This window comes from Streptomyces sp. NPDC048297 (assembly GCF_043201585.1).
Lineage (GTDB): Bacteria > Actinomycetota > Actinomycetes > Streptomycetales > Streptomycetaceae > Streptomyces.
On record NZ_JBICZA010000008.1, the window covers coordinates 110,206 to 123,928 of the forward strand.

The 13,723-nt window shown below is 73.9% G+C and carries 7 protein-coding genes and 2 pseudogenes; 3 read left to right on the forward strand and 6 right to left on the reverse strand.

Annotation, left to right across the window (positions count from 1 at the left end; translation table 11 throughout):
• Positions 1–267: 267 nt before the first annotated feature.
• Both ACGFYV_RS11235 and ACGFYV_RS11240 read left to right on the forward strand, forming a co-directional pair.
• Positions 268–891: an SSI family serine proteinase inhibitor gene (locus tag ACGFYV_RS11235; protein ID WP_393878090.1), complete on the forward strand. Its 624-nt coding sequence runs from the start codon at positions 268–270 to the stop codon at positions 889–891.
• Positions 892–1,216: 325 nt separating this feature from the next.
• Positions 1,217–5,911, forward strand: coding sequence for a PAS domain-containing protein (locus ACGFYV_RS11240; RefSeq protein ID WP_393878091.1), 4,695 nt, complete (start codon positions 1,217–1,219; stop codon positions 5,909–5,911).
• Positions 5,912–6,019: 108 nt separating this feature from the next.
• On the opposite strand, the gene ACGFYV_RS11245 is transcribed toward ACGFYV_RS11240, so the two are convergent.
• The 6 genes and pseudogenes from ACGFYV_RS11245 to ACGFYV_RS11270 form a co-directional block, all read right to left on the reverse strand.
• Positions 6,020–7,675, reverse strand: a complete 1,656-nt coding sequence (locus tag ACGFYV_RS11245; protein WP_393878092.1) for a long-chain fatty acid--CoA ligase — start codon at positions 7,673–7,675, stop codon at positions 6,020–6,022.
• Between the two features lie 789 nt (positions 7,676–8,464).
• Entirely contained in the window at positions 8,465–9,061 is a 597-nt protein-coding gene (locus ACGFYV_RS11250; RefSeq protein WP_393878093.1) for a SigE family RNA polymerase sigma factor, read from the reverse strand.
• 201 nt (positions 9,062–9,262) lie between these two features.
• Positions 9,263–10,426, reverse strand: a pseudogene (locus ACGFYV_RS11255) (lipid-transfer protein); the annotation flags it as partial.
• 95 nt (positions 10,427–10,521) lie between these two features.
• Positions 10,522–10,905, reverse strand: a pseudogene (locus ACGFYV_RS11260) (MaoC family dehydratase); the annotation flags it as partial.
• Positions 10,902–11,828: a bifunctional MaoC family dehydratase N-terminal/OB-fold nucleic acid binding domain-containing protein gene (locus ACGFYV_RS11265; RefSeq protein ID WP_393878094.1), complete on the reverse strand. Its 927-nt coding sequence runs from the start codon at positions 11,826–11,828 to the stop codon at positions 10,902–10,904. The gene ACGFYV_RS11265 and the pseudogene ACGFYV_RS11260, both read right to left, overlap by 4 nt.
• Positions 11,829–12,104: 276 nt before the next feature.
• Entirely contained in the window at positions 12,105–12,416 is a 312-nt protein-coding gene (locus ACGFYV_RS11270) for a hypothetical protein (RefSeq protein ID WP_393878095.1), read from the reverse strand.
• 366 nt (positions 12,417–12,782) lie between these two features.
• On the opposite strand from ACGFYV_RS11270, the gene ACGFYV_RS11275 reads away from it, so the two are divergent.
• Positions 12,783–13,712 (forward strand): bifunctional DNA primase/polymerase, encoded by a 930-nt coding sequence (locus tag ACGFYV_RS11275; protein ID WP_393878096.1) that lies wholly within the window; start codon positions 12,783–12,785, stop codon positions 13,710–13,712.
• Positions 13,713–13,723: the final 11 nt, after the last annotated feature.

The following is a 13,723-nucleotide window of genomic DNA, read 5'->3' on the forward strand; positions in this document are numbered from 1 at the left end:
GCACAGCCGCTCACGCGAGTGCGTGATCGGTGCGTGCAGATGATGACACAGTCGAGCGCGGTGTCACCAATCGCCCCCCACGGTACTAGGCACGAGGGCCGCAGGGCAAAGGGCTTCGCCCGGCGGGGCGGGCGGGTGCCTGGCCCGGTGGCTGGTCGGGGGCCTGGCCCGATGCCTGGTCGGGTGCCTGGCCTCGTGCCAGGCCAGGTGCCCGGTGGGGCGCAACCGTCGGGGAGCGGCGGCGTTGGGCAGGGCATGGTCTCTGTCATGTCCGACGCCCACACGTCCGGCGTCCCTACGTCCGGCGTCCCTACGTCCGGCGTCCCTACGTCCGGCGTCCCTACGTCCGGCGTCCCTACGTCCGGCGTCCCTACGTCCGGTGCCAACACGCCCGGCGGCCCGCGCGGCGTCCCGGTGTCGTCCCTCGCGCCCCTGGCGTCCCTGGTCTCTCTGGTGTCCCTGGTCGCCCTCGCCGCCGTACCCGCCGCGCCCGCCGCCGCGGCGTCCGCCGCCGCAGCATCCGCGATGCCGCCGCCCGTGCGGCCCGAGGACCGCGCCGGTGATCACCTCACCGTCGTCGTCGCGCACGCGGGGTCCGGGCGGGACGGGACGTACGAGCTGTTCTGTCACCCCGGCGGCGGCAGTCACCCGGACGTGTCCGGGGCCTGCCGGGTGCTGGACGAGAACACGCACTGGGGGAAGGACACCTTCGCCCCGGTGCCCCCCGACAGCGTCTGCACGATGATCTACGGCGGCCCGGCCACCGCCCATGTCACCGGCACCTGGGCCGGCCGCCCGGTCGGCGCCCGGTACGACCGCAGCAACGGGTGCGAGATCGGGCGGTGGGACCGGCTGACACCCTTCCTGCCCGGCATGGATTCACCCGTCTGAGTCGTCCGGGGGCGGCCGGGGTGGTCGCCGGGGCATGGCCGTACGGTCGCGGGAGCGCCGCCGTAAAGGTCCCGCGAAGGTCTCGGGGAGCCGGTGCGGGGCAGGCGCGGAGCAGGTGCGGAGCAGTTGTGGGGTGCGTGAGGGGTTTCCGCGGGGAGGGAGGTGCGGTTATTTGTTCGCCGTCACTTCGTCGTGCGACGTCCCTCTCATCCGGCGCCGCGAGCGCGACCCGAGCCTTTAGACTCCCTCGCGTGACACGTCGCGGGCCGGTTGGCAAGATGGCCCGAGCGGTCGGCAAGGTGCGGTAACAGGGAGGAAGCGTCTCGTGAGCAGCAGGCCATCCCGAGGCGCTGCTCGCCTCGCAGCCATACTCGACGCGCTGCCGGACGCGTTGGTCCTGGTCAACGCCAACGGAACCGTCGTCAACGCCAACACCATCGCCCTGGAGGCGTTCGAGGCGCCGGGCACGGCACTCGTCGGGCGCGGGCTGCTCGATCTGCTGCCGCAGTTCGACTCCCGGCTGATCCCCGGCTCCATGCGGCGGCCCGATCACATGGACCCCCATGGGCGGACCAAGCCGGCCCGGATGATCGCCCGGCGCACCGACGGGACCGAGTTCCCCGTCGAGGTCACGAGCGCCACCCTGGAGAACGGGCAGCAGGCGTACGACGGTTACGGCTACACCGGCGACGAGTTGCTGATGATCGTCGTACGGGACCTGTCCGGGACCGTCGACACCGAGGCCGAGCTGGCCCGCTCGCAGCGGCAGACCGAGATGATCCTGCGCGCCGCCTCGGAGGGTGTCGTCGGCACCGACACCGACGGCCGGATCGTCCTCGTCAACCCGGCCGCCGCGCAGATCCTGGGCTACCGGGCCGGTGAGCTGGGCGGCAAGGAGCTGCACGCGCTGGTGCTGCACTCCCGTGCCGACGGAAGCCCGTTCCCGTACCCCGAGTCGCCGCTCGCCGACACCCTGCGCTCCGGGCGCAAGCACCGGGTGCGCGGGCAGGTGCTGTGGTCCAAGGGCGACAAGAGGGTCCCGGTCGACCTGACGACCGCGCCGGTGCGCGACGGCGACCAGCTCGTCGGCGCCGTCATGACCTTCACCGACCGGCGGCCGTACGACAGCCTCGCCGACGAGAAGTCCACGCTGGAGAAGGCCCACGCGGACGAGCTGGAGCGGCTCTCCGAGGAGCACGCCTCCGACCTGACCGCGCTGCGCCAGCAGCACGTCACCGAACTGGAGGAACTGCGCGAGCAGCACCAGGAGGAGGTGGCGGCGGCCGAGGAGCGGTACGCGGCGCTCGCCGAGCGCGAGAAGGACCGGTACGAGGCGCTCGCCGGGCGCCACGAGCAGCTGCTCACGCTCCTCGCCGGGTCCCTGCGCGGACCGCTCGACGAGCTGCGCCGCGAACTGGCCGCCCTCGCCACGGACGACGCCGGCCAGCTGTGGCCCGAGGCCAACCAGGTGCTGCACCACCTCTCGGCCGGCTACTCGCGCATCACCACCCTCATCGACAACGTCCTCGGCTACCAGCGGCTGGACACCGGCGCGGAGGACATCACCCGTACGAAGGTGATGCTCGACGCCGTCGTCGCCGCCGGTGTCGACGGGGCCGTCGAGCTGATCGGTCCGGGCCGCGTGCAGTTCGCCGTACACGCGCCGCCCATCGAGGCCGAGGTCGACGCGCAGCGGCTCGCCACCGCGCTCGCGCATCTCGTCGCGGACGTGGCGGGCGTGGACGCCACCGGCAACGCGCCCGTCTCGGCGGGCGGTTACCTGGACAACACGGTCGTGGTCGCGGCCGCCCAGCGCGGCGAGGTCGCGCGCATCGAGGTGCGCGGGCCGTACGCCGGGGGCGACCCGGTGCACGAGCCGATCGTGCGCGGGATCGTGCGCGCCCACGGCGGTGTGCTGCAGACGCACGAGGTGCCGGGCATGAGCGGCAGCGCGTACGTGCTGGAGGTGCCGCTCGGGGGCGGGGCCGGGGCGGTCGCCGCCCGGGTCGCGGACACCGAGGAGAGCAGCGGCGGGAGCGCCGTACCGGCCCTGCGCGCCGAGCAGGGATCCGGCGGACAGGGTTCCGGCGAGCAGGGATCCGGCGAGCAGGGATCCGGCGAGCAGGGATCCGGCGGGCGGCGGCGGGCCCGGCGGGCGTCCACCGACGCCTTCCTGGAGCGGGACGTCCAGGGCGACGCCCCCTCGGCGGCGTCGGCGGACGGGTCCGGGGACGGTGAGACCGACGGATCCTCGCCGACGGGGCGGCGCCGCAGGCGTGCCGGTGCGCCGGCCGAGGAGAGCGCCCCGGCCGCGATCGAGAACGCGCAGTCCGCGTCCGGCGGCACCGGCAGGCGGCGCGCCCGCTCCGCCGACGACGCTTCCGCCGACGGCGCTTTTGGCGAGGGCACTTCCGCCGACGGCGCTTTTGGCGGGGTCGCTTCCGCCGACGGCGCTTTTGGCGGGGGAACCGCCGGGGACGGTGTGAGCGAGGGTGCCGTGGTGACGGCGGCCGAGCATGCCGCGGGTGCCGCGGCCTCCGGTACAGGACTCGGCGCCGCCGTGCCGCCGCAGGGCGTGCCCGTGCCCACGGGCCGGCGTGCCCGGCGCGATTCCGGCGAGCCGCAGGCGGCCCTGCCGCCCGCGCTGCCGGTGTCCACGGGTGGCGCGGGGACGGGCCAGGACGCGAACGCCGTTCCGGCGCAGGGCGCTCAGAGTGCACAGGGCACTCAGGGCACTCAGGGCACTCAGGGCGAGGACGCCCAGCCGACGGGGCGGCGCCGGCGTGCGCTGGCCGCCGCGGCGGAGCGGGCGGAGGCGCTGTCGCAGGCGCAGGAGGCGGGCGGCCGTACGGTCTTCGCCCTGCCGCCGGCCGAGGCCGACCGTTCGCCCGAGTCCGCGCAGACGGCGACGGGCGCGGTTCCGGTGCCCGGTGCGGTCACCGACGCCGACGCCGATGCCGACGCCCACGCCCACGCCGACGCGCAGGGACCGGGTACGGCGACGGGTGCGCCTACGAGTGCGGCGACGAGTGCCGTGCCGGGCCAGGCACCGGTGCCCTTCGGCGGGATTCCCGGCGACGACGGCCGGCACGACGCCGTACCGCACGACCAGGCCGAGGACCACACCCCGCCCCAGCCGCATCCCACCAGCGCGCCGACCGGCCGACGCCGGCGCGCCGTTGTCCAGCAGGCGGAGGCCGCGCAGAACGGCGTACCGGCACAGGCGGCTCCGGTTCAGGGCGTGCCGGGCCCCGGTGCACCGGTTCAGGGCGTTCGGGCCCCGCAGGCTCCCGGGCAGCCCACCCCCGGCCACGGAGTTCCGGCGCAGGCAGCGGCGCAGCCCGGTGCCGTGGCGCAGCCCGGTGCCGTGGCGCAGGCCGGTGCCGCTCGGCAGGCGCCGGTTGCCGATGCCGTCGCGTCCGCGCAGGGCACCGACGGTCAGGGCATCCCCATGCCGGTGCCGCCGGGGCTGCCGATCCCGGCGCAGGCCGCCCCCGCCCAGGCCGGTGCCCCCGCGCTGCCGGCCCAGGCCCAGCAGCCTCAGCCGGTGGCCGTTCCGGCAGGTCAGACCACTCCGCCGGCCGGTACGGCGACGGCGGGCGCGGCGGCGGGCCCCGGCGCGCAGCCGCTCCCGGCGGAGGCCGCCGGCAACCCGACCGCGGCCGCAACCCCCGCCGCCGGTGTCCCCCAGCAGTGGCCCGGTGTCGACGACACCTCCGGTGGCACCTCCGGCGCGGGTACACCCGTCGCTCAGACGGCTCAGACGGCTCAGACGGCTCAAGCGACGCAGGTCCCCGGTGCCCCCACCCCGGCCCCCGGTACGCCGCTGCGGGCCGCGCAGCCGTTGCCCGCCGAGGCCTCCGGGAACGCGGCGGACCCGAACTCCACGCAGGGGCGGGCGATCAGCGTGCGGACGCTGGGGCAGGGTGTGCCGTTCGCCCGGCAGGCCGCGCAGGTGCAGCAGTCGACCACGACCGCGACCCCGCCGCCGCACGCGCCAGGTGGTTCCGGCCGCCGGCGCAAGCTGGGCACCCCGCCCGACCCGGCCGCGCGCCCCGAGGGGCAGCCGGAGCAGACGGCCCGTCCGCACCCGAGCACCGAACCCCAGCCCGCGCAGTCGTCCCTGGCCGGGCAGTCCCGGCTCGCCCCGGGCACCGAGGGCGCCGGACGGTCGTACGCCATAGGGGCGCCGGACGCGAACGCCGCCGAGGGACCCGAACCGCTGGACGGGCCCGGCGGGGCCGTCGAGATCTCGGACGCCCCGCGCCCGCAGCCGATGGACGACGAGCTGCCCCCGGAGCCGCTGGACAACCCGCGCCGGCTGCTGGTGTGGCCCGCGCCGGACGTGACGACCCAGCAGGCGCTGAGCGACCGCGGCTACCGGCCGGTCATCGTGCACTCCCGCGAGGAGGTCGACGCGCAGATCGCGGCGTTCCCGGCCGCGCTGTTCGTGGACCCGCTGACCGGGCCCATCACGCGTACGGCGCTGCAGTCGCTGCGCCAGGCCGCCGTCGCGGCCGAGGTGCCGGTGCTGGTCACGGCCGGGCTCGGACAGGCGACGCGCGAGGCGGCGTACGGCGCCGATCCCGCCGTTCTGCTGAAGGCGCTGGCGCCGCGCGACAGCGAGCAGCATCCGCCGCGGGTGCTGCTGATCGAGGAGCACGCGGAGATCGCGCTCGCGCTGACCGCGACGCTGGAGCGGCGCGGGATGCAGGTGGCGCGGGCGGCGAGCGACGGCGACGCGGTGATGCTCGCGGGGCAGTTCCGGCCCAACCTCGTGGTGATGGATCTGATGCAGATGCGTCCGCGGCAGGCCGGGGCGACCGGGATCATCGACTGGCTGCGCGTGAACGGGCAGCTGAACCGGACCCCGCTGGTCGTCTACACCGCGGCCGTCGACCAGGCCGAACTGCCGCGGCTGGCCTCGGGCGAGACGGTGCTGTTCCTCGCGGAGCGGTCCACCAGTTCCGAGGTGCAGTCGCGGATCGTGGACCTGCTGGCGCGGATCGGCACGAACTAGCCGGACGGGGCTTGGCCGACGAGGCTTGGCCGACAAGGCTTGGCCGACAAGGCTTGGCCGACGGGGCTTGTGGGGGGGGCGCGACACCCCCCGCAAGCCCCGCAGGTGTCAGAGCGTCGTCACTTCCAGCTCGCCCTGCGCGTACTGCCTGCGCAGCACCTTCTTGTCGAACTTGCCCACGCTGGTCTTCGGCACGGACGTGATGACCGTCCAGCGTTCCGGCAGCTGCCAGCAGGCGATGCGGCCCTCCTCGGCGAGGAAGGCGCGCAGGGTCTCGAAGTCGATGCTGACGCCCTCCCTGAGGACGACCGTGGCCAGCGGGCGCTCGCCCCACTTGTCGTCGGGGACGGCGACCACGGCGGCCTCGGCAACGTCCGGGTGGGACATCAGCGCGTTCTCCAGCTCGACCGAGGAGATCCACTCGCCGCCGGACTTGATGACGTCCTTGGCACGGTCGGTGAGGGTGAGGAAGCCGTCGGGGGAGATGGTGCCGACGTCGCCGGTCTTCAGCCAGCCGTCCTCGCTGAACTTGTCCGCGGGGCGCAGGGGTTCGGCGTCGGGGCCGTTGTAGTAGGCGCCCGCGATCCAGGGGCCGCGTACCTCCAGCTCGCCGGCCGAGACGCCGTCCCAGGGCAGGCGCTCGCCGCCGGGGCCGGTGAGGCGGGCCTCGACACCGGCCGGGAAGCGGCCCTGGGTGAGGCGGTAGGCGAACTCCTCGTCGGTGCCGACCGCGTGGGCCGGCGGGCGGGAGACCGTGCCGAGCGGAGAGGTCTCGGTCATGCCCCAGGCGTGGCAGACGCGCATGCCGAGCGCGTCGAAGGCCTCCATCAGGGAGGGCGGGCAGGCGGAGCCGCCGATGGTGACCTGGGTGAGGGTGGAGACGTCCCGGGGGCGGGCGGTGAGTTCGGCGAGCAGGCCCTGCCAGATGGTGGGGACGGCGGCCGCGTGCGTCGGCCTCTCGCCCTCGATGATCTCGGCGAGCGGGGCGGGCTGCAGGAAGCGGTCGGGCATCAGCATGTTGACGCCGGTCATGAAAGTGGCGTGCGGCAGGCCCCAGGCGTTGACGTGGAACTGGGGGACCACGACCAGCGAGGTGTCCTGGTCGGTCAGGCCCATCGACTCGGTCATGTTGACCTGCATGGAGTGCAGGTAGATCGAACGGTGGCTGTACACGACGCCCTTGGGGTCGCCGGTGGTGCCGGAGGTGTAGCACATCGCGGCGGCCCGGCGTTCGTCCAGCTCGGGCCAGTCGTAGCCGGTGGGGCGGCCGGTGAGGAGGTCCTCGTACTCGTGCACCCGCGCGCCGGTGCCCGCGAGCGGGGAGCGGTCGCCGGGGCCGCAGACGACGAGGTGCTCCACCGTAGGAAGCTGGTTCAGCAGCGGCGCGAGCAGCGGGATCATCGAGCCGTTGACGATGATCACGCGGTCGGCGGCGTGGTTGACGATCCACACCAACTGCTCGGCGGGCAGCCGCAGGTTGAGGGTGTGCAGGACCGCGCCCATGGAGGGGATGGCGAGGTACGCCTCGACGTGCTCGGCGTTGTTCCACATGAGCGTCGCGACCCGGTCGTCGTCGCGGACGCCGAGTTCGTCCCGCAGGGCGTGCGCCAGCTGGGCCGCGCGGTCGCCGATCTCGGCGTAGCTGCGCCGGTGCGGCTCGGCCTCACCGGTCCAGGTGGTCACCTGTGACGTTCCGTGGACCGTCGACCCGTGGGTCAGGATCCTCGAGATCAGCAGCGGTACGTCCTGCATGGTGCTCAGCACGGTGGTCCTCCCGGGGGCAGCGTCGCCTACGCATCGCTAACGGCTGCGCAGATTCTGCGCACATACCGCCCGGTATGTCACTAGGCGGAAGCGACAAACGCCGTTTGGGTTAGGGAAGGGACCCCTACGGGGCCGGGGCCAGGGAGGTAGGGGCCGGGGGCCGGGACCGGACGACTACGCGGCCAGGGGTTGGGAGCCGGCAGCCTACGCGGCCAGGGGCTAGGAGCGGGGAGCCGGGGTCCGGGAGCTTGCGCGGCCACGGGTCGAGGGCCGGGGGCCACGGGTCAAGGGCCGGGAGGCAAGGACCACGGGCCGGGAGGCAAGGGCCACGGGCCGGGAGGCAAGGGCCACGGGCCAACGGCCGGGAGGCAAGGACCACGGGCCAACGGCCGGGAGCCAGGGACCAAGAACTGGGAGCCAGGAGCCGGAGCCGGGGCCACGGGCCAAGAGCCAGGAGCCAGGAGCCGGAGCCGGGGCCACGGGCCAAGAGCCGGAGCCAGGGGCCACGGGTCAAGGGCCAGGGGGCAGGGAGGGCACGGGCCAACGACCAGGAGCCAAGGGTCAGGAGCCAGGTCCGGGCGCCTACGTGGCCAGGGGACCGGGCCGGACGCCCACCGACCGGGTGCCTATCGCCCGGACGCCACCGACTGGGCGCCCACCGGCCAGGTGCCCTCCGACCGGGTGCCTACCTGCTGGGGCCCACCGACCAAGTGCCCACCGACCGGGTGCCCATGGACCGGACGTCCACCGACCGGGTGGCCGCCGACCGGACGCCCACCACCCCGACGTCTACCGGACCAGGTCCAGTTCCGGGTCCTCGCGGAGTTTGCCGAGCGCACGCGACACCGCCGACTTCACCGTGCCCACCGAGACGCCGAGCACCTCGGCGGTCTGGGCCTCGCTGAGGTCCTCGTAGTAGCGCAGGACGACCATCGCCCGCTGGCGGGCGGGGAGTTTGGCTATCGCCCGCCACATGGCGTCGTGCAGCGCCTGCCGCTCGGCGGGGTCCTGCTGCGCATCGGGCGCGGGCTCCGGTTCGGGCAGCTCGTCGCACACGAACTCGTCGACCCGGCGCTTGCGCCACTGCGAGGTCCGGGTGTTGAGCAGCGCCCGGCGCACATAGCCGTCGAGCGCCCGGTGGTCCTCGATGCGCTCCCAGGCGACGTACGTCTTGGCGAGCGCGGTCTGCAGCAGGTCCTCGGCGTCGCTCGGGTTCGCGGTCAGCGAGCGCGCGGTGCGCAGCAGGACGGGCTGGCGGGCCTGGACGTACGAGGAGAAGGACGGGTAGAGCAGGGGTCCCGCACCCGGGCGGAGGCGGGGGAGAGGGAGAGCCTGTCCCGCTGGCGCGGCAGCGGCCGAGGCGCTGGTGCAGACGGCTGTGGTCATGGCTCCACGCTAGAAGCGGACATGCCCCGGCGGATCGGTCGCAGGTCCCGAAGCGGGCTCCCCCTCAGGTTGTAGGCGTGGTGCTGCCCCCACCTCCTGAGGGTGGAGTACGGCTCCACCTCCCCTGAGGGTTCCACCCTGAGTCCCTGAGCCCCTGAGGGGTCGACCCTGAGTCCCTGAGGGGTCACCGCTGAGGGGCCAGCCGTCCGCCGTCAGGACCAGGCCCGACGTGGGCACCCCCGTGCCGGCCGTCACCAGGGTCCGCCGCGCCCCTGTTATCTGGTTCACGGCCGTGCCCCGCAGCTGGCGCACCGCCTCCGCGATCCCGTTCATGCCGTGCAGATACGCCTCCCCGAGCTGGCCCCCGTGCGTGTTCAGCGGCAGCCGCTCACCGGCGACGAAGCCGGCCGCCTCCCCCTTCCCGCAGAACCCGAACTCCTCCAGCTGCATCAGCACGAACGGGGTGAAGTGGTCGTACAAGATGCCCACGTCGATGTCGGCCGGGTCCAGCCCCGAGGTCCGCCACAGCTGGCGGGCCACCACGCCCATCTCCGGCAGGCCGGTCAGGTCGTCGCGGTAGAAGCTGGTCATCTGCTCCTGGCCCCGGCCGGCCCCCTGCGCCGCCGCCGCGATCACGGCCGCCGGGTGCGGCAGGTCGCGGGCCCGCTCCAGGGAGGTCACCACGAGGGCCTGGCCGCCGTCGGTCTCCTGGCAGCAGTCGAGCAGGCGCAGCGGCTCGGCGATCCAGCGGGAGGCGGCGTGGTCGGCGAGGGTGATCGGGCGGCCGTGGAAGTAGGCCGCCGGGTTGGTCGCCGCGTACTTCCGGTCGACGACGGCCACGTGCCCGAACGCCTCCGGGGTCAACCCGTACGTGTGCAGATAGCGCTGGGCCGCCATCGCCACCCAGGAGGCCGGCGTGAGCAGCCCGAACGGCAGGGCCCAGCCGAGCGCCACCCCCTCCGCGGAGGGCTCGCGCCGCGTCACGCCCGCACCGAACCTGCGGCCCGAGCGCTCGTTGAACGCCCGGTAGCAGACGACCACCTCCGCGACGCCCATCGCCACGGCGAGCGCCGCCTGCTGGGCGGTGGCGCAGGCCGCCCCGCCGCCGTAGTGGACGCGCGAGAAGAAGGACAGGTCGCCCATCCCGCAGGCCTGGGCGACCGTGATCTCCGGGCTGGTGTCCATGGTGAACGTGACCAGGCCGTCCACGTCGGCCGGGGTGAGCCCGGCGTCGTCCAGCGCGGCCCGTACCGCCTCCACCGCCAGTTTCAGCTCGCTGCGCCCGGAGTCCTTGGAGAACTCGGTGGCCCCGATGCCGGCGATCGCGGCCCGGCCGCCGAGCGAGTCCCGCCGCCGCACGCTCATGAGAGAGACTCCCGCGAGCCGGACTCCCGTACGACGGACTCCCGTACGACAGACTCCCGGTAGCCAGCCTCCCGTGAGAGGACCTCCCCTGAGATCGCCTCCGGGACGGTGACCCGCACGGTCCCGGTCACATGCGTGCCGATCCCGTTCGCCCCGACGACACGGACCGTCGCCGTGTCGCCGTCGACCTCCTCGATCCGTCCGGTCAACACCATCGTGTCCCCGGGGTAGTTGGGCGCACCGAGCCGGATGGCGACCGCGCGGAGCGTCGCCGTGGGGCCGAAGTGGTCCGTGACGTACCTGCCCACCAGGCCGTTCGTCGTCAGGATGTTCATGAAGACGTCCGGTGCGCCCTTCCGCCGGGCCAGCTCCGGGTCGTGGTGCACGTCCTGGTAGTCCCGGGAGGCGATCGCCCCCGCCACGATCAGCGTGCGCGTCACCGGGATCTCCAGCAGGGGAAGCTCCTCGCCGGCCTTCACCGCTCCACCCCCTCGAACACGGGAAGGGTCACGTCGTCGTAGGACCGGAACGCGAGCCGCACCGGCATCCCGATGCGCACCTTGTCGTACGGCACCCCGACCACGTCGCTCACCATCCGCACGCCCTCGGCGAGTTCGACCAGGCCGACGGCGTACGGCGGATCGAAGGCGGGGAAGGGCGGGTGGTGCATGACGACGTACGAGTACACCGTGCCCTCGCCGCTCGCCTCGACCGTGTCCCAGTCCGGGCAGCCGCAGGCGTTGCAGCCCGGCAGCCAGGGATGGCGCAGCGTGGCGCAGCCCGTGCAGCGCTGGATGAGCAGCCGGTGTCCGGCCACGCCTTCCCAGAAGCCGGCGTTGTCCCGGTTGACCACGGGACGGGGGCGGGTGCCCGGGGATCTTCGGGGCTCGGTGTCCTTCGGGGCCGGCGTCCGGGGCGCAGGCGCGTACTTGAGGATGCGGAAGCGGTGCGTGCCCACCGGTTCGCCCGCCACCCGGACCTCGGTGCGGGTGGTGACGAAGTAGCCCGTGCCCAGCTTGGTGGTCTTGCGGCCGGAGACCGACTCGACGACCGTGTCGAAGGTGACCTCGTCGCCCGGACGCAGCGGACGCAGGTACTCCTGCTCGCAGTCCGTCGCCACCACGGACGTACAGCCCGACGCGTCGAGCAGGCCGAGGAGTTCGTCGTAGGCGCCGGTGCGGCTCTCGTGACCGGACAGGCCGCCCATCGTCCACGCCTGGAGCATCGTGGGCGGGGCGACGGCGTCGGGGCCCGCGTAGGCCGGGTGGGTGTCGCCCGTCGCCTCGCACCAGTGCCGGATCATCGCCGCGTTCACCGGGTCCTTGCCGACGCCGGTCGAAGCGGCGGGCCGCCCCTCGTACGCCTTGAGCCGCGTTCCCAGCTCGTCCGACTCGCCGCCCACCACGGCCCCCTCACCGTCCGGCTCACACCCCGATCAGAACCGTTTCTGACTGTCCGTCAGATACGGTTCCCTGTCAAGGAATCCACCGATCCGCACGCCCCGGCACCAGCCGCACGCCCCCACAACCCCCCAGGCAGCCCCGCACACGCGGCCCCCACACCTCCAGACAGCCCCGCACACGCCTGCGCGGCGGCACCGAAGTGCCGCCGCGCGGACGTCTTGCGACCCCGAAGCACACCCCTGAGGGCCCTCCCCACGAGGGACCTCAGCCGTGGGTCACCACAGGTGGGTGAAGTGGATGGCCACGTTCTCGTTGCCCTGCTGGATGGCGGTCCACGCGGAGCCGTTCACCTGCGCGGTGTTGCTCTGGTTCGAGGCACCGGAGCCGACCGCGTTCTGCTGGGTGGTGGACGAGTTGCCGTTGTTGTCGTGACCGACCCCGCTCCCGATGATGCTGGCCACGCCCGCGTTCGATCCGTCGTCCGCGATGGCGCCGTTGTCCGCCGCCGCCACGCCGGTGAACAGAGCGGCTGCGAGCGGGAGAGCGGAGACGGCGGCGAGAACGCGGGCGGTACGGATGCTTGCCATGTTGTTCCTCCAGAACCAAGCACTCAGGCCCAAGCGGCCGGATGCGCATGAACTACTGCTTGTGTCAAGGCAGTTGGCCGACCGCCTCGACTTCGTGGACGACGTCGCGAGTCCAGAGTTGCCCACCGAATCCCCGGCGAACCACATCGGAAGCCATGATTAGCACGCAAGCGTGATGACAAGTCGATAAACCCCTATCGCCACCTTTAGTCATTTCACGCCGCAAGAACGGGCAGGATGGACCTTCACTCCCCAAGCGGCACGAGCGAGGAACCGTTCCGGCCCATTTCCGGCCACCTGCGCCCGACGGGCGCGCCCCGACCGGCCCCCCTTCCCTTTTTCGAACGTACGTACGAACATGGAGGCATGGCCACCCCCGACCGGCAGGCCACGACGCTGGCCCTCGCACACGCCCTGTCAGCCGCCGAACGCGGACTGGCCGTCATCCCCCTGTCCCGGACGAAACTCCCGGCCCTGCGCTCCCCGCACCGCGACGCCTCCGGCCCGGCCGGCCCGCCCGGATCACCCGGATCACCCGGATCGCCCAGACCGCCTGGCCCGCCCGGACCTCCCTGCCACGGCGAGTGCGGCCGCTTCGGGCACGGCGTGTACGACGCCTCCACCGACCCCGTCCGCATCCGCGAACTGTTCGCCGCCGCGCCCTGGGCCACCGGCTACGGCATCGCCTGCGGCCTGCCCCCGCACCACCTCATCGGCGTCGACCTCGACACCAAGACCGGCACGGACTCCTCGGCCGCCCTGCGTGAGCTGGCCCTGCGGCACCTGTTCACGATCCCCGAGACGGTCGTCGTCCTCACCCCCAGCGGCGGCCGTCACCTGTGGCTGACCGGCCCGCCGGACGTCGTCGTCCCCAACTCCGCCGGCCGGCTCGCGCCGGGCATCGACATCCGGGGCGCGGGCGGCTACCTCGTCGGCCCCGGCTCCCGCACCGAGCACGGCGTCTACGCCACCGCCCCGGGCACCGCGCACCGCGCCCCCGCCGCCTGCCCGCCGGCCCTCCTCCGGCTGCTCCTGCCCCCGCCCCGCACCACCACCCACCAGGCATCGCCGTCCGCCGGCGACCACGGCCGGGGCCTGGTCCAGTTCGTGCTGACCGCCCACGCGGGCCAGCGCAACACCCGCCTGTTCTGGGCGGCCTGCCGCGCGTACGAGAACGGCATCGGCCCCGCCCTCACCACCCCCCTCGTCGAAGCGGCCCTCTCCACCGGCCTGACCGAACACGAGGCCCTCGCCACGATCGCCTCGGCCGCCCGAATGACGGGCCACCGGGCCTGAGCAGGTGTTTT